16 protein-coding genes are annotated in these 21,098 nt (G+C 69.3%); 12 read left to right on the top strand and 4 right to left on the bottom strand.

Annotated elements, in window-relative coordinates; genetic code table 11:
* Positions 1–194 precede the first annotated feature (194 nt).
* The 5 genes from ACE11G_RS08545 to ACE11G_RS08565 all read left to right on the top strand — a co-directional run bounded on the left by ACE11G_RS08545 (position 195) and on the right by ACE11G_RS08565 (position 9,845).
* A complete protein-coding gene (locus ACE11G_RS08545; RefSeq protein ID WP_375004044.1) occupies positions 195–3,455 on the top strand; it encodes an arabinosyltransferase domain-containing protein in 3,261 nt (1,086 codons plus the stop codon).
* A complete protein-coding gene (locus ACE11G_RS08550; RefSeq protein ID WP_375004046.1) occupies positions 3,448–6,780 on the top strand; it encodes an arabinosyltransferase domain-containing protein in 3,333 nt (1,110 codons plus the stop codon). Before ACE11G_RS08545 ends, ACE11G_RS08550 begins: the two co-directional genes overlap by 8 nt.
* Positions 6,781–6,817: 37 nt before the next feature.
* A complete protein-coding gene (locus ACE11G_RS08555) occupies positions 6,818–7,897 on the top strand; it encodes an NADH:flavin oxidoreductase (protein ID WP_006894991.1) in 1,080 nt (359 codons plus the stop codon).
* A 108-nt stretch (positions 7,898–8,005) separates the two neighbouring features.
* Entirely contained in the window at positions 8,006–8,512 is a 507-nt protein-coding gene (locus ACE11G_RS08560; protein ID WP_006894990.1) for a hypothetical protein, read from the top strand.
* A 49-nt stretch (positions 8,513–8,561) separates the two neighbouring features.
* On the top strand, positions 8,562–9,845 hold the full coding sequence (locus tag ACE11G_RS08565) for a flotillin family protein (protein ID WP_375004048.1): 1,284 nt from the start codon (positions 8,562–8,564) through the stop codon (positions 9,843–9,845).
* A 68-nt stretch (positions 9,846–9,913) separates the two neighbouring features.
* Here the strand turns inward: ACE11G_RS08565 and ACE11G_RS08570 are convergent, their stop codons facing one another.
* From ACE11G_RS08570 to ACE11G_RS08580, 3 genes are read right to left on the bottom strand one after another with little or no spacing between them, the layout of a single operon-like run.
* Positions 9,914–10,243, bottom strand: a complete 330-nt coding sequence (locus ACE11G_RS08570) for a GNAT family N-acetyltransferase (protein WP_346077449.1) — start codon at positions 10,241–10,243, stop codon at positions 9,914–9,916.
* 16 nt (positions 10,244–10,259) lie between these two features.
* Positions 10,260–11,246: a pirin family protein gene (locus ACE11G_RS08575; RefSeq protein ID WP_222111418.1), complete on the bottom strand. Its 987-nt coding sequence runs from the start codon at positions 11,244–11,246 to the stop codon at positions 10,260–10,262.
* Between the two features lie 3 nt (positions 11,247–11,249).
* The gene (locus ACE11G_RS08580) at positions 11,250–11,876 is read right to left on the bottom strand and encodes an LON peptidase substrate-binding domain-containing protein (RefSeq protein ID WP_346077484.1); all 627 of its coding nucleotides are present in this window, start codon (positions 11,874–11,876) and stop codon (positions 11,250–11,252) included.
* A gap of 220 nt (positions 11,877–12,096) precedes the next feature.
* On the opposite strand from ACE11G_RS08580, the gene sfnG reads away from it, so the two are divergent.
* The 5 genes from sfnG to ACE11G_RS08605 are packed head-to-tail and all read left to right on the top strand — an operon-like array spanning position 12,097 to position 17,574.
* On the top strand, positions 12,097–13,269 hold the full coding sequence (sfnG, locus tag ACE11G_RS08585) for a dimethylsulfone monooxygenase SfnG (protein WP_006894983.1): 1,173 nt from the start codon (positions 12,097–12,099) through the stop codon (positions 13,267–13,269).
* A gap of 43 nt (positions 13,270–13,312) precedes the next feature.
* The gene (locus ACE11G_RS08590) at positions 13,313–14,530 is read left to right on the top strand and encodes an acyl-CoA dehydrogenase family protein (RefSeq protein WP_062367850.1); all 1,218 of its coding nucleotides are present in this window, start codon (positions 13,313–13,315) and stop codon (positions 14,528–14,530) included.
* Between the two features lie 42 nt (positions 14,531–14,572).
* Positions 14,573–15,763: an acyl-CoA dehydrogenase family protein gene (locus ACE11G_RS08595; protein WP_375004051.1), complete on the top strand. Its 1,191-nt coding sequence runs from the start codon at positions 14,573–14,575 to the stop codon at positions 15,761–15,763.
* A gap of 19 nt (positions 15,764–15,782) precedes the next feature.
* A complete protein-coding gene (locus tag ACE11G_RS08600) occupies positions 15,783–17,054 on the top strand; it encodes an LLM class flavin-dependent oxidoreductase (protein ID WP_231875762.1) in 1,272 nt (423 codons plus the stop codon).
* A gap of 22 nt (positions 17,055–17,076) precedes the next feature.
* The gene (locus tag ACE11G_RS08605; protein ID WP_062367848.1) at positions 17,077–17,574 is read left to right on the top strand and encodes a flavin reductase family protein; all 498 of its coding nucleotides are present in this window, start codon (positions 17,077–17,079) and stop codon (positions 17,572–17,574) included.
* A gap of 47 nt (positions 17,575–17,621) precedes the next feature.
* On the opposite strand, the gene ACE11G_RS08610 is transcribed toward ACE11G_RS08605, so the two are convergent.
* Positions 17,622–18,323, bottom strand: coding sequence for a VOC family protein (locus tag ACE11G_RS08610; protein WP_231875761.1), 702 nt, complete (start codon positions 18,321–18,323; stop codon positions 17,622–17,624).
* Positions 18,324–18,403: 80 nt separating this feature from the next.
* Here ACE11G_RS08610 and ACE11G_RS08615 point away from each other — a divergent pair, with 80 nt between their 5' ends.
* Positions 18,404–20,170: an alpha/beta hydrolase gene (locus ACE11G_RS08615; RefSeq protein ID WP_375004053.1), complete on the top strand. Its 1,767-nt coding sequence runs from the start codon at positions 18,404–18,406 to the stop codon at positions 20,168–20,170.
* 60 nt (positions 20,171–20,230) lie between these two features.
* The gene (locus ACE11G_RS08620; RefSeq protein WP_278127351.1) at positions 20,231–21,094 is read left to right on the top strand and encodes a crotonase/enoyl-CoA hydratase family protein; all 864 of its coding nucleotides are present in this window, start codon (positions 20,231–20,233) and stop codon (positions 21,092–21,094) included.
* The last annotated feature ends 4 nt before the right edge of the window (positions 21,095–21,098 follow it).

The raw sequence follows: 21,098 nt of genomic DNA on the forward strand, positions 1-21,098 counted from the left end.
CCGGACGTGCGTCCGGATCGTCGATCGAAACTCGTCTGTCCAGAGGACACACCACATCTATCAGTCGCGGCGAGTCCGTGCGCCCACTGAGCGGGATCGCGTCCCGCGACAGTGCCTTCGGCCGCACCGCCGGTGCGGCTCGCCCCGCGCGGCTCTTGGTGAAGGTTAAGAGACAGCGCCTATCCTCACTCCCGATGAGTACTTCACACAGGGTGACCGCGCGCGGGTACGCGGTCATCGCCGCCGTCGCGGGTCTGGTCGCCCTCGTAGCTGCCATCGCCACACCGTTCCTGCCGGTCACCGAGCGGACATCGTCGTTCGACTGGCCGCGGGGCCAGAGCATCTCCGCCGACAATGCGTCGGTCACGGCGCCCCTGGCGACGCAGACCGCCCGGCGGCTCGACGTCACGGTGAATTGCCGGGTGCTCCGGGAGGCGGGGGCGGAGGGCTCCACCGCGGTCGTCGTGTCGACGGTTCCCGCCTCGGCGCCGCGCGACATCCGCGACACCGCCCTCGTGGTCACGTCCGGTTCTTCCGGTGCGACGGTCAACGTGCGCGGATCGGCGTTGACGAGCATCGACCGCGCGGGCCTGAACAACTGTTCGCAGCTGCGCTTCTGGGCGTCGGAGGACTCCTTGGGAGCTCAGTTCGTCGGCGCCGGCGCAACGGTGCACGGTGATCCCGCCACCCGGCCGGCGGTCGCCGGAGTCTTCACCGATCTGTCCGGGGACACCGTGCGACGGGCACAGCAGGGCCTGACCGTGCACGTCGACGTCGACAACGCCTTCGACGTCGCCCGAACCGCGCTCAAGACCGCGGTCATCGTCATCGGTGTTCTGGCCGCCCTGGTGGCGCTGTTCGCGTTGAGCCGCCTCGACGCCGTGTCGCGCTTCCGGGCGCCGACCGCCGGGCGCCGACCGCTCCGCAGGCTCGTCGCACCGAGCGTCACCGATCTCACCGTCACCGCCGCCCTGCTGATCTGGCACGTCCTCGGAGCGGGCACCGCCGACGACGGCTACGTGATGGTGATGGGCCGCAACGCGACCGACGCAGGGTATCTGTCCGACTACTATCGCTACTTCGGTGTCCCCGAGGCCCCGTTCGACTGGTACTACTCCTTCCTCTCCCACTGGGCCACGGTGAGTTCCGCGGGCGTCTGGATGCGTCTGCCGGGCCTGGTGGCCGGGCTGGTGTCGTGGTTCATCCTCAGCCGCGTCCTGCTACCCCGTCTGGGCGCCGCCGTCCGGTCCTCACGGTGGGCGGTGTTCAGCGCCGCCGCGGTGTTCGTCGCGTTCTGGATCGCCTTCTGCAGCGGCCTGCGGCCGGAGCCGATCATCGTCGCGGGATCGCTCGCGACCTGGTGGCTGGTCGAGACGTCGATCGCGACGCGCAGGCTGCTGCCCGCGGCGCTCGCGACGTTCGTCGCGTTGCTTACACTCGCCACCGGACCGCAGGGCGTCATCGCCGTCGCCGTTCTGATCGTCGGCTCCCGGCCGATGCTGCGAGTGGTCCGGACACTGCGCGGGCAGTACCGTCTGCTGCCGCTGTTCGCGCCCGTCGCCGCGGCCGTCTCCCTCATCTGCTTTCTGGTCTTCCGCACCCAGACCCTGGGCGCGGTCGTCGAGGCGATCCGGGTCCGGTACGTCGTCGGCCCGACGCTGTCCTGGTACCAGGAGTTGATGCGGTACTACTTCCTCACGCTGGGGACCCCGGACGGTTCCCTCGCCCGTCGTGTACCGGTGCTGCTCCTGCTCGCCACACTGGGGTTGACGACCGCGGTCATGATGCGGCGCGGCCGCCTGCCGGGCTTCGCACGCGGCCCGGTGTGGCGACTGATCGGCAGCGTCCTCCTCACGATGGGTCTGCTCTCGTTCGTGCCCATGAAGTGGACCGTCCAGTTCGGGATCTTCGCCGGGTTGGCCGCCGCCTGTGCCGCCGTTGCCACCGCGGCGATGATCCGGGTGTCGGCGCATGCGCCGCGCACCCTCTGGACGTACGTCACCGTGCTGGTCGGCGCGTGTGCCGTCGCGACGGCCGGCGACAACGCCTGGGGATGGTCGTACGACTACGGCATCCCGTGGTTCGACAAGGCTCCCGTCCTCGCCGGACGACCGGTGTCGACGCTGTTCCTCGTGCTGACCGCGCTCTCGTTCCTCATGCTGGTCTGGGTCAGCGTGCGGCCGCACACCGCACGTCCCCCGTCGGCCGCAGCGGTCCGCCGGCGCCGCATCGTATCGGCGGTGCCGGTCCTGCTGATCGCCGCAGCGCTGGTGCTCGCCGAGTTCGCACTCTTCGGCAAGGCTGCGCTGAGCCGCTCGGACACCTATACGGCGTTCAGCGCCAACGCGCGCGCCCTGACCGGGAGCGCCTGCGGGATGGCCGACCGCGTGCTCGTCGAGAAGGATCCGAACGTCGGGATGCTGCAGCCGGTCGGGGCCGTCGACGCGTCACGGGCGCTCGCCGGGGAGTCGACGGGGTTCTCCCCCGACGGCGTCGCCGACGATCTGACACCCGATCCCGTCCGGCTCGGCGCCGGCACCCTCCGCACCGCGACGCCCGGCCACTCGTACTCCGGCGACGGCGCTCCAGCGGGTACCACCGGGGGTACCGGTCCGGAGACCGCGAACGGCGGCACCGTGGCACTGCCCTTCGGTCTCGATCCGGCCACCACTCCGGTGCTCGGCAGCTACGGCTTCGACAACGGCCGGGCGGAACTGACCACCGACTGGTACCGGCTCCCCGACCGGACTACGTCTCCGCTGATCGTCATCACCACGGCGGGTTCGGTCTTCTCCGTGGGACAGGACGGGGCGGTGACCGCCGGCCGCGATCTGCATGTCGAGTTCGGCGTCGACACCGACGGGGAGTTCACCCCGGTGGGTGCGCCGTTCGTTCCCATCGATCCGGGTCCCGACCACCCCAACCGGCCGTGGCGCAACCTGCGGATCCCGATGGCCGCGATCCCGCCGTCGGCGACCGCGATGCGGATCGTCGCCGTCGACTCGAACCTGAGTCCCGACGAGTGGCTGGCGATCACCCCGCCGCGTGCCCCGCGGCTGCAGACCCTGCAGAACGTCGTCGGCAGCCGGGAACCGGTGCTGTTGGACCTGTCGGTCGGCAGTCAGTTCCCCTGCCAGCAGCCGGTGACCGCGCGCGACGGGGTGTACGACGTTCCCCGATGGCGCATCACACCCGACCGGACCACGACCTATTCGACGTCGAAGAGCTGGCAGGCCGCGTCCTCCGGCGGAATCCTGTCGGTGTCGGAGTCGCTGACCAGGCCATCGACGATGGCCACCTACCTGGAGAACGACTGGTACCGAGACTGGGGCAACCTCGTGAGACTCGAACCGCTCGTGCCGGATGCACCGGCCGCTGCGTTGACCACCGCGACCGTCCGGCAGGCCGGCTGGCGCAATCCGAGCACCATCGTGGCTGGAGGTACCGATGAGTGATCGGACACCGAGCCCCCGGACGGTCCGCATCGCACGGATCGTCGCCGTCGTGGCCGGCGCCATCGGCATCCTGCTCGCCCTCGCGTCGCCGTTCCTGCCGGTCACGTACGCCAAGACCGAGATCACCTGGCCGCAAGCCAGGTCGTCGACGTCGGCGCCGACCGTGGCGAACATCGCGGCGCCCAACGTCTCGTACAACCCCGTGTCGATGGATGCGACCGTGCCCTGCTCGCTGGCATCGCTGCTGCCGGCCGACGGCGGCGTGCTGCTCTCGACCGTGCCGAAATCCGGTGTCGACGCGCGCAAGGTCGGCCTGTTCATCAGCGCCACCCACGACAACCTCCTGGTCACCCAGCGCAACGCCGTGCTGATGACGATCCCGCGCGAGCAGGCGCAGAGCACTCCTGAATGCCGCATCGTCGTGCACGCCGACACCGCCGGCACCCGCGGCGACGTCGAGGGACTGACGGTCCCCGACTCGGCCTTCGACATCCGCGATCCGAACGCGCGGCCGCAGATCATCGGCGTCTACACCGACCTGCCGGCCACCGCCCCCACCGCCGGGCTGAGCTTCCGCTCCACCGTCGACACCCGGTTCAGCACCAGCCCCACCCCGCTCAAACGCACCCTGCTGATCGTCGGCGTGGTCGCGACGATCCTGTCTCTCATCGCACTCGCCGTGCTCGATGCCCGGGACGGGCGACGCCTGCGCCGACTGCTGCCTCGGCGCTGGTGGCGACCGACCGTGCTCGACGGATTCGTCACCGCGGTGCTGCTGATCTGGCTGATGATCGGCGGCAACACCGCCGACGACGGCTATCAGGTGACGGTCGGGCGCGTGGCGCCCGGCGCGGGTTACCTCGACAACTATTACCGGTACTTCGGTGTCCCCCAGGACCCGTTCGGCTGGCATTACCAGTACCTGGCCAAATGGATGGAGGTCAGCACCGCGATCCCGTGGCTGCGCCTGCTGCCGTTCCTGTTCGCGATCGTCGGATGGTTCCTGATCAGCCGCGTGGCGATCCCGCGACTGGGTCGGACGATCGCCGGTTCCGGTGTCGCACGCTGGGCCGCGGCCCTGGCCTTCCTCGCCGTGTGGCTGCCGTTCAACAACGGCCTGCGCGTGGAACCGGTGATCACCGTCGGCATCCTGCTGACCTGGGTGCTCGTCGAACGCGCGATCGCCACCGGCCGACTGCTCCCCTTCGGTCTCGCGATCGTTTCGGCCGCCTTCACCCTGACCATCCACCCGGTGGGCGCGGTCGCGGCGGTCGCGCTGCTGGCCGGGCTCCGGCCGATGCTCAAGCGGGTGCTGTACCGGCGGCGTCGCGACGGGCTGGCGCCGATGCTGGTGCCCCTTGTGGCGGCGGGTCTGGCCGTCCTGTACGAGATCTTCGCCGACCAGCCGCTCGCCACGATCGTCGAGGGCGTGCAGGCTCAGGGCATCGTGGGTCCGACCAATCACTGGTGGACCGAGGCGATGCGGTACTACATCCTGCTCAATCCGACACCCGACGGCTCCATCGCGCGCCGGGTCGGGATCTTCGTGACGATCCTGTCGGTGCTGCTCGTCGTCCTCGTCCTCGTCCGCAAGCACAGCGTGCCGGGTGTGGCGACCGCGGCCCTGTGGCGGCTCGTGGCCGTCACCGGCGGCGCCGTGGCGGTGCTGGCCTTCGTCCCGACCAAGGCGACCCACCAGATGGGCATCTTCGCCTGCCTGGCCGGGCCGCTGGCCGCGGCCGCGACCGCCTTCCTGAAACCGAGTGTGCTTCGGCGCCCATGCAACCGGACGTTCTTCGCCGCGGCGTCGGCGTACGCGCTCGCGGTGGCCTTCGCCGGCCGCAACCAGTGGTGGTATGTGGGCAGCTACGGCATCCCGTGGTCGGACGACACGCCGCATATCGCCGGCATCGGTTTCTTCTGGCCGATCTTCGCCGTCGCCGTACTGCTGACGGCCGTCGGACTGTGGCAGTACTACCGGGACGACGGCCGAGCACAGTTCGCCGACGCCGCGGAACCCTTCCGGCGCCCGGAGCCGAGCCGTATGGCCGACCTGCCGATGTACTCGCTCGTGATCGTCTCCGCGGTGATCCTGGCCTTCAACATGATCTCGTTCGGTAAAGCGGCCAGGACGCAATCGGATTCGTGGACCTGGGCGAGTTCCAACATCGCGTCCCTGCAGGGGCGCCCGTGCGCACTCGCCGACGCCGTGCTGGTGGAGGCCGATCCGAACACGGGTCTTCTCGCGCCGGCGCAGTTGGCCGGCCAGCGGCCCGCGAGCGCCGGCCAGGCCCTCGCGGGCGGAGCGACGCCCCCGGCCGGGTTCTCACCCGACGGCGTGCCGACGCACTTGGAGACCGACGACAGCGACACGTCCAGCAGTGACACCGACGCTCATCCCGCCCAAGCGGTCGACCAGGATCAGAGCGGGCAGTCGACCACCGGTGATTCGACGACCGCCGACACCACCTCCGACACCAGTGGCGGCACCACGGTCAGCCGTGGTGTCAACGGTTCGTCGGTGAAGCTGCCCTTCGGTCTCGACCCGCAGCGGGTGCCGGTGCTCGGGAGCTTCGGTGCGCCCGCCGGGACCGGCCGCCTGACCTCGGACTGGTACCAGCTGCCCGAACGCTCCGACGATCGGCCTCTGATCACCCTGTCGGCCGCGGGTGCGGTGGAGTCGATCGACGAACTGGCGGTCCGGCATCCGGGCCAGCAACTGCGGCTCGAAGCCGGACGGGTGCAGCCGGACGGCACCGTTGCAACCGTCGCGTCCCTGACCCCGTACGACGCAGGCGGCGCACCGCAGTGGCGCAACCTGCGGTTCCCGATGGCCGAGATTCCTCCCGGCGCGTCCGTCGTCCGGATCGTCGCCGAGGACACCTCGCCGGGCTACGATGCCTGGCTGGCCGTCACGCCACCGCGTGCCACACGACTGCAGACGCTCAATTCGCTCGTCGGCAGCGATGATCCGGTACTGCTCGACTGGGAAGTCGCGTTCGCGTTCCCCTGCCAGCGCCCGGCCGGCGTGGTGCACGGCATCCTCGAGACGCCGAAGTGGCGCATCACCCCCGATGCGGTCGGTGAACGGGTGAACTCGGCGCAGTGGATGGCCGGCGACTACGGCGGCCCGCTGGGCATCACCGAGAACGAGCTGCGACAGACGGAGGTCCCGGCCTACCTCGAGAACGACTGGGGCCGTGACTGGGGTTCACTGCAGCGGTTCACCCCGCTCCTGCCACAGCACGACGCCGAACTCACCGTCACCCACGAGGACCACACCGGTCTCTGGACTCCCGGGCCGATGCGGGTGATCCGCAACTGAATCGGGACAGTGGAAGGCACCCCGGTAGCCTGGGACGGTGATCACACCCGCCTCTCCCCTGGATTTCGCACGCGGCCCCGCCTGGGCCAACCGCATCGCCCTGGCTCCGCTGACGAATCTGCAGAGCAATGCCGACGGCACTCTCTCGGACGACGAGTACCACTGGCTCGTGAGGAGAGCCGAGGGCGGCTTCGGCATGGTGATGACATGCGCGGCATGGGTGTCCGGCCGGGGGCACTCGTTCTCCGGACAGCTCGGCGTCGCCGGCCCCGAGCACCTCGACGGACTGACCCGGCTGGCGCACGGGCTGCGCGCGGCGGGAGCGGTCTCATCGATCCAGCTGCAGCACGGAGGGCGACGCGGCGACGGACAGTTCGACCCCGTCCGGGTGGCGCCGTGGAACGATGCCGCCAAGCAGGCGGTGGAACTGAGCACCGCCGAGGTGGAGGCGATCGTGGAGGAGTTCGCCGAAGCCGCAGTCCTCGCCTCCGAGGCCGGTTTCGACGGGGCCGAGATCCACGGGGCCCACGGCTACCTGCTCTGCCAGTTCCTCGACGCGCGCAGCAATCACCGCGCCGACAAGTACGGCGGCAGCGCCGACAACCGATTCCGCATCATCCACGAGGTGGTCGATGCGGTCCGTCGCGCCACAGGACCGGATTTTCAGCTGGGCCTGCGACTCTCGCCCGAGCGTTACGGCGTTCCGCTCGCCGAGTCGCGCGAGCTGGCGGCTCAGGTTCTCGCCTCGGGACGGCTCGACTACCTCGACATGTCGATGTGGGACGCGTTCAAACACCCGGCCGAGGAGGAGCACCGCGACCGCACTCTGCTCGAACACTTCACCGATCTGCCGCGCGGGGGCACCCGTCTCGGCGTCGCCGGGAAGATCCTGACCGGTGCTCAAGTGCGCGAGAGCCTCGACGCCGGCGCCGACTTCGTGTTGATCGGGACCGCCGGGATCCTGCACCACGATTTCGCGGCCAGAGTGGTCGCCGACCCTGCGTTCACGTCGACGCCGCAGCCCGTGTCTGCCGATCACATGCGCGCCGAGTCCGTCGGTCCGGCGTTTCTCGAGTACCTGTCGACGAACTGGGACGACTTCGTGCTCTCCTCCTGAGGCCGGCGTCCCGCGGTTCCGGCCGCACGCGCCGGTCGCCCGTCCGAATGGTCGGCTCTGAACGGTGTGTCACACTGGGGGCACAGGTGACTGCAGACGGGGGTATGCGTGCTGGGAATCGTGCTGTTGATCGTCGGCGGCGTCGGTCTGGTGTTGACGTTGCTGTCCGTCCTCGGTGTGGATGCCGGCGGCGTGGACGTTCACCTCGGCGACTCCGGCGCCGGACTGCTGTCCATCGTCACCCCGTTCGCCACTGGGTTCGGCCTGCTCGCGGGCGGGCTCCTGACGTTCACCGAGACGGCGACCTGGCCGGCACTGCTGGTCGGTGCGCTCGCCGGCGTGGTGCTCTCGGTCGCGGCCGTCGTCGTTCTGGGGTACCTCGTCGGCGCCGAAGCCGAACTGCCGAACGTCGACCTCATCGGTTCGGCGGTACGCATCGTGGAACCCGTCACTCCCGGCCGCTTCGGGATCGGTGAGGTACGGACGCCGCTCGGCACCCGCCAGGTGACGGTCACCTCCGACGCCCCGCTCGAACACAACGATGAGGCCGTGATCGTGGACCGCATCGACGGCGGCGACAACTACGTCGTCGCCCGCATCTCCCTCACCGACTGATCCCCACCCGGTTCCCTGCAGAACCGGGGCAACGAAAGGAACCCGCAAGATGGGAGCCGTCATCGGCGCCGTAGTGGCCATCGTGGTGCTACTCGTCCTCATCGTCCTGCTCGTGCTGTCGCGCTACCGCGTGCCGGGAGCGGAAGAGGCGTTCATCGTCACCGGCACCGGCAAGGGGCACGAGGGCAAGGTGTACCGCGGAACCGGAACCTTCGTGCTTCCGGTGGTGCAGCGCGCGACCCGGGTGCAGTTGTCATCGGTCAAGGCCGATCTGGACACCTCGACCCCGGCCAACGACGGCATCGAGCTGAAGGTCCGAGGCGTCGCGGTCGTCAAGGTCGGCGACACGCCGGAAGCCATCCTCAAGGCGGGTCCGCGTTTCGGCGACGACCTCAACCGGGTCAAGGCCCTCGTCACCGAGCAGCTCTCCGGTGAGCTGCGGTCGATCGTCGGCACAATGACCGCCAAGAGCATCCTCGTCGATCGGCAGCAACTCGTCGACCAGGTCGCGCGCTCGATCAAGGAGATCCTCGGCAACCAGGGATTGATCCTCGACAGCTTCTCGATCAACGACGTCCAGGACTCGGACGGCCAGTACTTCTCCGACCTCGCCGCCAAGGAGCGATCGGATCAGGCCGCGATCGCAGCACGGTCGCGCGCCGTGGCCCACCGCGTGGCCGAACAGAGCCGCATCGAGAACGAGCAGGCGATCATCGAGCAGCAGCGCGAGCTCGACATCGAGCGGGAAGCCGCCCGCCAGGCCACCGACCGTGCGGCGGCCGAGGCCGACGCGGTCCGCCCGCTGGTCGAGGCCGAACGCCGGCGCATTCAGGTGGAGAAGGACAACGAGGTCGCCGAGCAGACCGCACGACTGCGCGACACACAGCTCGACGCCGAGGTGCGCCGCCCCGCCGAAGCCGAGCTGTATGCGGCGCAACAGCGGGCCGAGGCCCGTAAAGCCGAGATCATCGCCGAGGCGGCGGCCAAGGCCGAGGGTATCCGGATCACCGGCGAGGCCGAGGCCGACGCCCTGGAGAAGCGCGCCGAGGCGCTCGGCAAGCTCGACGAGGTCGGCCAGCTGGAACTGGTGCTGAGCAAGCTCCCCGACATCGTCCGCGCGGCCTCGGCACCGCTGGCCGATGCGAACATCACACTGGTCGGCGACTCGGTGAGCCCGGTCGCCAAGGGCGCGGGATCGAGCCTGGTGAGCACCATGGAGCTGATCCGCGGCGCCACCGGTATCGACGTCGCGCAGATGCTGTCCGACCTCGGGACCAGTGATACCGACGGAAGCGGGCGCGCCGCGCCGGCGGAGCCTCACCAGGATCACTGACGGGGATCACTGACGGTGGATCACTGACGGGCCACCGGGCCGGGGCAGCGCTGCCCCGGCCCGGTGGGCTATTCACCCCGCAGGAACTGCAGGATGTCCGGGGTCACCGGATCGACGAGATCGGCCACCTCCTCATGCTTGCTCACATACTTGGCCACGAGCGGACAGACGGCCACCACCCGCCGGCCCGCGGCCCGGGTGTCGTCGAGCGCCTCACGGACCAGGACGGAGCTGAGGCCGCGACCGGAGAACCGGTCGTCGAGTTCGGTGTGTGGAAAGATCCGCTGGTCTCCACGGTCGATGAATCGGGTGAATCCGGCGGTCTCACCGTTCACCAGGATCTCGTAACGGCCCAGCGCGTCGTTCCGGACCACCTCCGTGCGTTCTGCGTCGGTCATCGCCCGTCCCCTCTTGTCATGGTCGAGTCCGCCTGCGCGGCTTCAGCCGAGTGTTCGGCAGCGGCGGCGCGGGGATCCATTCGTCGGCTCCCCAGCCGCCCACTGTTCCGAAACGTTCCGACCGCCGCTGCCATTCCTCGCGGTACTCGGCGATCTCGTCGTGGTCGCGGCCGACGAAGTTCCACCACATGACGATGTCCTCGGCGAAGGGCTCGCCGCCGAGCAGCACCGCGCGTGCCGGTCGGTCCGTGGGATTGTGCACTTCGAGCCGGCTGGACCCCGGGCCCACATAGGCGAGCGAAGCGCGCCCGATCCGGACTCCGCCGACCTCCGCGGCGGCCGTGTCGAGCAGAACACCGTGCTCGAAGGACTCGTCGACCTCCAAGACCGCACACGCGCCCGGGTCGATCGACAGTTCCGCGCCGAGCAGCGGTGTTGCCGTGACGATCTCCGCCGACGATCCGCCCGAGTCGCCCACGAATACCTTCATGCTGCCGACCACGGCTCCCGACGCATCGGTCAGGTCCACCGAGGGTGCACGATAGTGCTGAAAGCCGTTCTCCCCGTGGCGGGCGCCGTCGGGCAGCGCGACCCACAGTTGCACCCCGTGCAGCGTCTCCACCCGGCGTGTGGAGACCTCGGAGTGACTGATCCCGCGGCCGGCGGACATCAGGTTCATCTCTCCCGGCAGCACCATCGCGTGCACCCCCGCGCTGTCGCGGTGCTCGATCTCTCCTTCGAACAGCCAGCTCACGGTCTGCAGTCCGGTGTGCGGATGCGGCAGCACCCGCATCCCGCCCGACTGCGAGACCGGCTCGGGACCGTAATGGTCGGCGAAGCACCAGGCGCCGATCATCGATCGATCACGTGTCGGCAACGTCCGGTTCACCTTCATCGCCCGGATGCCGCCGAGCGGCACCAGGCGAGGTTCGATCACTTCCACACCGGCCGCGGGCGTCGCACCGCACTCCACCTCGGCGGGCTGTGCCTCCATGTTGCTCATCGATCAACCCCTCAATCTGAATCTGAGCGCTGCGATCAGGTCGTCGAGCGCGGCGTCGATCACATCGATCCGCGATCCCGGATCGGGGCTCTCCAGCACGCTCTGCCGGTCGGCCGGTCCGAGTGGAAGATCCGAGGCGGCGCGAAACGTCTCCGTGACCGGGTCGCCGTCGCCGTAGTCGACCGGCGCGGCGAGTTGCGAGGCGATCCACCGCAACTGCGGATCCTTCCGGCCGCCCTGCCCGCAGAGCAGTTGCAGCTGAGCCCGCTTCTCCAGGACGTCCGACCACTCGACGGGGCCGGTGTCCGGCTCGGGGAGATCCTCGACCAGAGCACGCGGATACGGATCGTCGGGCAGCCACTCGGTCACCCGGATGCGCGAGGTTCCGCTGCAGAGCAAGGAGTAGCGGCCAGGTCCCGCGTCGGTGAGGCGGTCGATCCTCGCCACGGTGCCCACCATCGAACGCACGTCGCCGCCGCCGACTTCCGAGCCGCGCTCGATCAACACGACACCGAACTCGCCGCCGTTCTTCTCCACCACGGGAAGCATTGCCGCATAACGGGGTTCGAAGATCCGGAGAGGCAGCTTCTCCCCTGGCAGGAGCACAGCGCCCAGCGGAAACATCGGCATCTCCCTCACGCCGATCACCCTACCCGCGGTCGGTCAGACCCACCCTGATTCGAATGGTTGTCGGCCTTCCCGTGCGAACAGCACACTGTCAACGTGCTCGCGCCGATGTACTCACCCCGCCGATGTCGCTGATCGGTCCCGCCTGATCCGCTCCGCCCGATCCGGCCCCGTCCTGCTTCACCGAACTCTCGTCACCAACCTCACCGGAGGTCTATTCGTCATGTCCACCAACAGTTCCGACCGTCGTCTCGAGACCGCGTATCAGCCGCTCCAGTTCGCGTACTGGGTGCCGAACGTCAGCGGCGGTCTGGTCGTCTCCCGTATCGAACAGCGCACCGACTGGGGGTACGACTACAACCGCACTCTCGCCCGGCTCGCCGAGAACAACGGCTTCGACTACGCACTGAGCCAGGTCCGCTACACGGCCTCGTACGGTGCCGCGTACCAGCACGAGTCGACCAGTTTCTCGCTCGCTCTGCTGCTCGCCACCGAGCGGCTCAAAGTCATCGCCGCGGTCCATCCCGGGCTCTGGCACCCGGGCGTCCTCGCCAAGTTCCTCGCCACCGCCGACCATCTGTCCGGGGGCCGCGCCGCGGTCAACGTCGTGAGCGGCTGGTTCAAGGATGAGTTCACCAAGCTCGGCGAGCCGTGGCTCGAGCACGACGAACGCTACCGCCGCGCCGAGGAGTTCATCACCTACCTACGGCGGATCTGGACCGACGACCACGCCGACCTCGCGGGCGACTTCTATCGTCTCCATGATTTCGATCTGAAGCCGAAGCCGCTCGACCTGCCCGGACGCCCGCATCCGGAGATCTTCCAAGGCGGCAACTCGACCGCGGCTCGAGCGATGGCCGGTCGGGTCTCGGACTGGTACTTCAGCAACGGTAGAGACTTCGACGGTATCAGCGAGCAGGTCAGCGACGTGCTAACCGAAGCGGCACTGCACGACCGCACGGTCAAGTTCGGCCTCAACGGCTTCCTCATCGGACGCGACACGGAGAGCGAGGCCCGCGACGTGCTCCGAGAGATCGTCGACAAGGCGGACCGCGAGGCGGTAGAGGGATTCGGATCCGCGGTCAAGCAGGCCGGCTCGTCCACCTCGGACGGCAAGGGCATGTGGCAGGACTCGGAGTTCGCCGACCTCGTCCAGTACAACGACGGTTTCCGCACCGGACTGATCGGCACACCCGAACAGATCGCCGAGCGCATCGTCGCCTACAAGACCCGCGGCGTGAATCTGCTGCTCCTGGGCTTTCTGCACTACCACGAGGACGTCGTCTACTTCGGCGAGAAGATCCTGCCGATCGTTCGCGATCTCGAGAACGACCTCGCCGTCAGCGGCCGCCTCGAATCCGAGCTCGCCCGTCACGGCGTCCTCGCCGCCCGGTGAGCTCCCACCTCCTCATTCCATCCGGATCGAAAGAAGGCAACCCATGACCGTCACCGACCACACCGCACCGCCCGCGTCCGACGACCTGGCCCGGTTCGACGCCGCACTGCGCCGCGCCGATCTCGTCGCGGCGCAATTGCGGGCCACCGCCGCCGAGCGTGACCGCGCGAACAAGCCGCCGCTGGCCGAGATCGAACTGCTTCGCGAAGCCGACCTGCTGCAGGTCGGTGAGCCGGTGGAGTACGGAGGCTCGGGACTGGACTATTCGCAGTCGCAGCAACTGACCCGACACGTCGCCCGCGGCGACACCTCGATCGCGCACCTGCTCGGTTACCACTACGCACAGCAGCGCATACCGCACCTGTTCGGGACCGCCGATCAGGCCGACGAACTCTCGCGCCGCAACGCACAGTTCAAGCCCTTCTGGGGCGGCGTGCAGAATCCGCGCGGCGCATCCGGTCTGACGCTCACCCGTGACGGGTCCGGTTTCCGGCTCGACGGCCGGCGCACCTTCGCCTCGGGAGCCGGTGTCGCCGACCAGCTGTCGGTGACCGCCGAACTCGACGGCGACCTGGTGTTCCTGTCCATCCCGGCCCGGCGCGAAGGGTTCACACCGCTGAACGACTGGGACAACATCGGCCAGAGACTGACCGACTCCGGCGGAGTGGTCTTCGACGGTGTGCGCATCGAGCGCAGCGAGATCCTCGGCGAGGATCCGCTGACCGGACGCGTGCCGAGCGCATATCAGACTCTCGTGACCCCGCACTGGCAGCTGGCCTTCGTCAACTTCTACATCGGCACCGCCGAAGGTGCACTCGAGGAGGCACTGGACTGGACTCGCCTGCACGCCTCACCGTGGGAGACCTCCGGTCTGGAGAGCGCGACCGACGATCCGTACATCCTCGAGCTGGTCGGCGCGCTGCGCTCCGAGGTCACCGCCGCGGCGCTGCTCGCCGACCACGCGGGTGAGGCGCTGCAGAGCGCACTCGACATCGGCCCGGACCTCACGCCCGACCAGCGTGCCGAAGCCGCGATCGCGATCGCCGAGGCCAAGTACGTCACGACCAAGGTGTCCCTCGAGGTGGCTTCGCGGCTGTTCGAGATCCAGGGAGCTCGCGCGACGACGACCTCCTACGGCTTCGATCGGCACTGGCGCAACCTGCGAACGCACACGGTGCACGATCCGGTCGCATACAAGGCCCGCGAGGTCGGCGATTGGACGCTGAACCGCCGCGCCCCGCAGTTCACGCTGTACAGCTGAACCGACCACCGTCCGCCGTCGAACCCAGAGGTCCTCTCCACCATGAGTCCCGTCTCGAGTCGAGCCGCAGAGACCACCGCCGTCACAGCCGATCCAATCGCCACCGTTCTGCCGGGCCTGCTGCCGGAGATCGCGCGCACCGCCTCGGACCGCGACCGCGACCGCGTACTTCCCCGCGCGGAGCTCGATCTCCTGGCGGGGGCGGGATTGCTGGCGGTCACCGTTCCGGTGGAGTACGGCGGACACGGTCTGGGCATCGGGTCGGCGGCGGGGCTCATCGCCGCACTGGCCGCCGTCGACCCGAGCCTGGCGCAGATCCCCCAGAGCCACTTCACCTTCCTCGACGCCCTCGCGCGGCTCGCGCCGCCCGGACTCGCCGAGGAGGTCTTCGGACGGGTCGCCGGCGGTGCGCGCCTGGCCAACGCCCAGAGCGAGCGCGGCGGCGCGACAGCCGTGGACGACGCTACGAGCGTGGTTCGGACAGCGCGCGGACTGCGCCTGTCGGGCAAGAAGTTCTACTGCACCGGTGCGGTCATCGCCGATCTGCTGGCGGTGCGCGCCCTCGGCCCCGACGGCGGTCGCGTTCTGGTCTATCTGCCGGCCGAGACCGAAGGCGTGTCGATCCTCGACGATTGGGACGCGGTCGGCCAGCGGACCACCGCATCGGGGACGGTCGAGTTCGACGATGTTCCTGTCGAGCCGGAGCAGGTGGTGGCTTTCGACGAGCTGTTCGAGAGACCGAGCACGTATGGCGCTCGCGCGCAGCTGCTGCACGCCGCCGTCGACGCCGGTCTGGCCTCCGGTGCGCTGGCGGCCGGAGCCGAGGCCGCGCAACGCGCTCGTCCCTGGTTCGAGGCCGGCGTGGAGCGCGCGGTCGACGATCCCCTCCTGCTGGCCTCGGCCGGCGAACTCGAACTCACGGTCCGCGCGGCGCGGGCTCTGCTCGACGCCGCGGTCCGGGCCATCGAGACGGCCGAAGTCGCAGGCGAGCCGCCCGAACTCGTCGCAGAGGCGTCGCTGGCCAAGGTCGCCGCCGGGCGTGCGGCCCGGCATGCGGGCGAGGCGCTGTTCGACTTCGGCGGCACCAGGGCGGCCGCGGCGGCGTCGAACCTCTCGCGGTACTGGCGCGACGCGCGAACCCACACCCTTCACGATCCCGAGCGATGGAAGCTCGCTCATCTCGGCCGATGGGCGCTCGCGGGCACCCGGCCCCCCGCCCACGGCAACATCTGATCCTCCACAGGAAGAAGACATGGCACAGACCCCCTCCTCGACCACCGTGACGGCCAACCGGTCCGCGATCCCGACAGCTCCGGTCGCGAGTCCGTCAGAGCAGTCGAACACCGAGCGCCCCGCACTGAAGCTCCACTGGTTTCTGCCGACCTACGGCGATTCCCGGTTCATCGTCGGCGGCGGACACGGGCTTCCGGCCGGGGCCGCCCGCGGCGATCGGCCCGCCTCGATCGGCTACCTGAGTTCGATCGCCCGCGCGGCGGAGGACTTCGGATTCACCGCGGCACTCACGCCCACCGGTGCCTGGTGCGAGGACGCCTGGCTCACGACGGCGATGATCGCGCGGGAATCGGAGCGCCTGGGATTCCTGGTCGCCCTCCGTCCGGGGCTGGTGAGCCCGACTCTTGCCGCACAGATGGCTGCGACCTTCAGCAGGCACGCGCCCGGCAGGCTCCTGCTGAACGTGGTCACCGGCGGCGAGCCCCATGAACAGCGGGCGTTCGGCGACTTCCTCGACAAACCCTCGCGCTACGCCCGCACCGACGAGTTCCTGACCGTGGTCCGCGGACTGTGGCGCGGCGAACGGGTGACGCACCGCGGCAGGCACCTGCAGGTCGACGACGCAGCGCTGCATCGGCTGCCCGCAGAGGAGATCCCGATCTACTTCGGCGGATCCTCTCCCGAGGCCGGTCCCGTCGCCGCGCGGCACAGTGACGTCTACCTGACCTGGGGCGAGCCGCCAGCGGCGGTGGCGGCGAAGATCGACTGGATCCGCGGCCTCGCCGCGCAGCGGGGCCGAACGGTGCGATTCGGCATTCGGCTGCACGTCATCTCCCGGGACACCGCGGACGAGGCGTGGACCGCGGCAGCCGGCCTGCTCGCAGCGCTCGACGAGGACACCGTTCGCGCCGCCCAGGAGGGCCTGGCACGCAGCGAGTCGGCGGGACAGGCGGCGATGCGCGATCTGCACGCCGCCCACCGCGGTGACGGATCGTGGCGCGATCCGCGGGCTCTGGAAGTGGCCGAGAACCTATGGGCGGGTGTCGGTTTGGTGCGCGGAGGCGCGGGCACCGCGCTAGTGGGCAGTCATGCCGAGGTGGCCGACCGCATCGCCGAGTACGCCGCGCTGGGCATCGATGAGTTCGTCCTGTCGGGTTACCCGCACTTGGAAGAGCTGTACTGGTTCGGGGAAGGCGTGATACCGCAGTTGGTGCTGCGCGGTCTGTTCGCGGTGCCGGGAAACAGTCCCGGACGCGTCGCTGCCGCGCCTTTTCTGACGGCCGCACACTGACGCCGCGGGGAGGACTCTGGTGATGACCACCGCGTTCGAAACCGAGCCGACGTTGCGGGCAACCATGGCCCGCTACCCCACCGGGTTGGTCACCGTGGCCGCCGTCGATGCGGACGGACCGTTCGGCCTGATCGCGAGTTCGTTCACCTCGGTGTCACTGGACCCGCCGTTGGTGTCGGTCAACATCGCTGCGACGTCGACCACGCTCCCGCGGCTCTCGGCTGTGCCGCAGTGGGGAGTGAGCGTGCTCGCCGCGGACCAGCCGCCGGTGGCCGACGCCTTCCGTCGAGCGGCTCCGCGCAGATTCGACGGTCTTGGTTGGCGCCGTGAGGCCGGCGGCGCCGTTCTGCTCGACGGAGCCGCCGCAGTGTTCGTCACCCGGCCGCGGCAGATCGTCACCGCGGGCGACCATGTGATCGCGGTGCTCGCCGTCGATCGACATTCCGGTGACCCGACTGTCGATCCGCTGGTCTTCTACCGGAGCCGGTGGCACCGCGTGTCCGCGCTCGAAGCGGACTGAGCCTTCGGCGCGGAAGTCGCTGCTGCTGGCTGACTACTGCGCGATGCCTACTGCTCGATGAGCAGGGTGGCCGTGCCCAGTGCCGGTTCCCGGACGGTGCATACGCGAGTGCCTCCCTTGCGGCCGGTGCGGACATCGCTGACTTCGAGGCCGGCGCCCGCCAGGCGATGCCGTTCGGCGACGATGTCGTCGGTGCGCCAGGCCAGTCCCATGAGTCCGAGGCGGTCGCCGGCGTCCGGGGCTCCGGCGACGACCTCGATCACGACGGTGCGTGTCCGGAAGAAGAGCTGGCACATCCCGTCGCCGAGCTCGCGGACGAGGCGCAGGTTGATCCCGAGCCGGCCGCCGAGGAGCGCGACGGCCCGGTCGGCATCGGGCGCGGTGAGGACGATGTGGTCGAGCATCCGGCCGGTGGGCCGGACCTGCGGGCCGGCGGTGATGCGCAGCGGCGAGGCGCCGACGATCGCCGCAGCGCCGTCCGTATCGTCCAGGGTCAGGCCCCGCCGACGCAGGAGCGCTGCGGCACCGTCGTAATCGGCGACAGTCAAGTCGACCGTCGGTTCGACGGCGTGCGCGTCGGCGTCGGTCCGCCCGTCCCGGAGTGCGACCGTCGCATTCGACGCCGCCCAGCGCAGCCCCTCGGATTCACCCAGGAGAAGGTCGTACATCCGCGACGCGGCGTCGAGATCGGCCACCGGCAGGCTCACGTGGACGTCGGCGATGGACAGCGGATCAGGGATCGAGTTCACGAAACCATCGTGGCACACGCGATCTCGGCACTCCTGCTTCTAAAGTGAGGGGTCACATCAGGCACATGGAAGGCAGGCTCATGGCCGCTGAAGAACCGACCGACGCGCCGCCTGCGACCGAAGCCGACGCCGTCGAAGAGACCCGCGCCGACGCCGCGCACGCCGGCGATGCGGAATCGGACGCCTCGTCTCCGAACGCCGTGGTGCGTCTGTGGTCGCGGTACTCCAGACGATTGTCGTATGGCGGTCTGGTCGTCGCGACGGTCCTGCTGTGGCTGTCGGTGACACCGTCGCTGCTGCCGCGCGGACCCCTGTTCCAAGGCCTCGTCAGCGCCGCTGCCGCCGCGATCGGCTACGCGATCGGAGCCTTCTTCACATGGCTGGCTCGATACCTGGTGTCCCGTCGAGAACCCTGGCCGCGTCCGCGCGGATGGTGGTGGGTGGGACTCACGATCGTCTTCCTCGCAGGCACCGTCTTCATGCTCTACTGGTATCACCGCTGGCAGGAGGAACTGCGTGACCTGATGGGCGTGGAACACCTCAACTGGACCGCGTACCCGATCATCGTGGTGGTGGCGGTGGTGGTCTTCGGGGTCCTGCTCGGCGTCGGGCAGGCGTGGGGTGCGCTGCTGCGGATGCTCGCGCGCCGCATGAGCCGGCGCATCCCACCCCGGATCGCCGGGATCACCGCGGCGACGGTGATGGTCGTCGTGAGCGTCCTGATCCTCAACGGCGCGGTCGCCGACTACGGCATGTCGGCGTTGAACAACTCCTTCGCGGCGCTGAACAATGAGACCAATCCCGATTCGGCTCCCCCGACCTCCACACTGCGTTCCGGCGGACCGGAGTCGGTGGTCAGCTGGGCGAGCCTGGGCCGCATGGGTCGCACCTTCGTCTCGACCGGCCCGACGGTCGCCGAACTCGAGGCGTTCAACAAGGCGCCGGCGAAAGAACCCATCCGGGTCTACGCCGGGCTCGATTCGGCGGACTCGATCCAAGACAGCGCTGAACTGGCGGCCCAGGAACTGGTCCGGACGGGCGGTCTGCAGCGCAAACTGATCGGCATCGCTGGGTCGACGGGCACCGGCTGGGTCAATCAGGCCAACCTCGACTCCCTGGAGTACATGTACAACGGCGACACCGCGATGGTGTCCATGCAGTATTCGATGCTGCCGAGCTGGCTCTCGTTCCTCGTCGACCAGGAGCGCGCGCGCCAGGCCGGACGCGCGCTGTTCGAGGCGGTCGACCGGCTGGTGCGGCGTATCCCCGAGGCGCAACGGCCCAAGGTCGTGGTCTTCGGCGAGAGCCTCGGATCGTTCGGCGCCGAGGCCCCGTTCGGCTCTGTCGCGACGATGAGCGCCCGGACCGACGGCGCCCTGCTGACCGGCCCCACGTTCAGCAACCAGACGTGGGTGGACACCACCGCCGACCGTGACGCCGGTACCCCGGAAGTGCTGCCGATCTTCAATGACGGTGAGCAGGTCCGATTCATCAACACGGCCAAGGACCTCGAGCGCCCGGCCGGTGTGGAATGGGACCGCGGTCGCATCGTCTACCTACAGCACGCGTCCGATCCCATCTCGTGGTGGAATCCGGATCTCGTGCTCAACAAGCCCGACTGGCTCAAGGAGCCCCGTGGCTCCGACGTGCTCTCAGCGGTGAACTGGATCCCGTTCGTCACCTTCCTGCAGGTCGCCGCCGATATGGCGGTGGCCGTCGACGTCCCCGACGGACACGGTCACAACTATCTGCGAGAGATTCCGACGGCGTGGGCAGCGATCCTCACCCCCGAAGGGTGGACCGATCAGAAGACGGCCGAACTGCTGCCGCGGCTGCATCGCGACTGACGACTGCCGGATCCACCCGGGGTTACTCATGAGTAACCCCGGGTGGGTAGCATCGGGTCCGTGACTCAGGACAAGACTCTCACGGACTCCCCCGCATACCGGACGCATCCCTACAAGGCGTTCGAGGTGACCGTCGCCGATCACGTCGCCGAGGTGACGCTCATCGGCCCCAGCAAGGGCAACGCTCAGGGCCCCGACTTCTGGGCCGAGTCCGCCCCGCTGTTCGAGGCGATCGACGCGGACCCGGATGTGCGCGCAGTGGTGCTCTCCGGATCGGGCAAGCACTTCTCGTTCGGCCTCGACCTGCCCGCGATGATGGGCGACTTCGGCAAGGTGCTGGCCCCGGATGCGAAGGCCGGTCCCCGCACTGAGTTCCATCACACCATCAAGCGCATGCAGCGGGCCATCGACGCCGTCGCCGACTGCCGCAAGCCGGTCGTCGCCGCGATCTCGGGCTGGTGCATCGGCGGTGCCGTCGACCTGATCAGCGCCGCCGACATCCGGGTGGCCAGCGCCGACGCGAAGTTCAGCGTGCGCGAAGTCAAGGTCGCCATCGTCGCGGACATGGGTTCGCTCGCCCGCCTGCCGCTGATCATCGGCGAAGGTCACACCCGTGAACTCGCGCTGACCGGCAAGGACATCGATGCCGCTCGCGCAGAGAAGATCGGCCTCGTCAGCGACGTGTACGACGACAAGGACGCCGCCCTTGCCGCCGCGCGGGGGATCGCGGCCGAGATCGCGGCCAACGCTCCCCTCGTAGTGCAGGGCGTCAAGGATGTCCTCGATCACAGCCGGAGCGCGCGCGTCGACGACAGCCTCCGCTACGTCGCGGCGTGGAACGCGGCCTTCCTGCCGAGCGACGATCTCACCGAGGCGGTCACCGCCGTCTTCGAGAAGCGTCCGCCGAACTTCCGCGGGCAGTGACGCC

The sequence above is a fragment of the Gordonia sp. PS3 genome (assembly GCF_041950545.1).
Lineage (GTDB): Bacteria > Actinomycetota > Actinomycetes > Mycobacteriales > Mycobacteriaceae > Gordonia > Gordonia sihwensis.

Coding starts and splice junctions, on each gene's coding strand:
- ACE11G_RS08545 (WP_375004044.1), top strand. CDS start 195: ATGAGTACTTCACACAGGGTGACCGCGCGCGGGTACGCGGTCATCGCC.
- ACE11G_RS08550 (WP_375004046.1), top strand. CDS start 3,448: ATGAGTGATCGGACACCGAGCCCCCGGACGGTCCGCATCGCACGGATC.
- ACE11G_RS08565 (WP_375004048.1), top strand. CDS start 8,562: ATGGGAGCCGTCATCGGCGCCGTAGTGGCCATCGTGGTGCTACTCGTC.
- ACE11G_RS08570 (WP_346077449.1), bottom strand. CDS start 10,243: ATGACCGACGCAGAACGCACGGAGGTGGTCCGGAACGACGCGCTGGGC.
- ACE11G_RS08575 (WP_222111418.1), bottom strand. CDS start 11,246: ATGAGCAACATGGAGGCACAGCCCGCCGAGGTGGAGTGCGGTGCGACG.
- ACE11G_RS08580 (WP_346077484.1), bottom strand. CDS start 11,876: ATGCCGATGTTTCCGCTGGGCGCTGTGCTCCTGCCAGGGGAGAAGCTG.
- sfnG (WP_006894983.1), top strand. CDS start 12,097: ATGTCCACCAACAGTTCCGACCGTCGTCTCGAGACCGCGTATCAGCCG.
- ACE11G_RS08590 (WP_062367850.1), top strand. CDS start 13,313: ATGACCGTCACCGACCACACCGCACCGCCCGCGTCCGACGACCTGGCC.
- ACE11G_RS08595 (WP_375004051.1), top strand. CDS start 14,573: ATGAGTCCCGTCTCGAGTCGAGCCGCAGAGACCACCGCCGTCACAGCC.
- ACE11G_RS08600 (WP_231875762.1), top strand. CDS start 15,783: ATGGCACAGACCCCCTCCTCGACCACCGTGACGGCCAACCGGTCCGCG.
- ACE11G_RS08605 (WP_062367848.1), top strand. CDS start 17,077: ATGACCACCGCGTTCGAAACCGAGCCGACGTTGCGGGCAACCATGGCC.
- ACE11G_RS08615 (WP_375004053.1), top strand. CDS start 18,404: ATGGCCGCTGAAGAACCGACCGACGCGCCGCCTGCGACCGAAGCCGAC.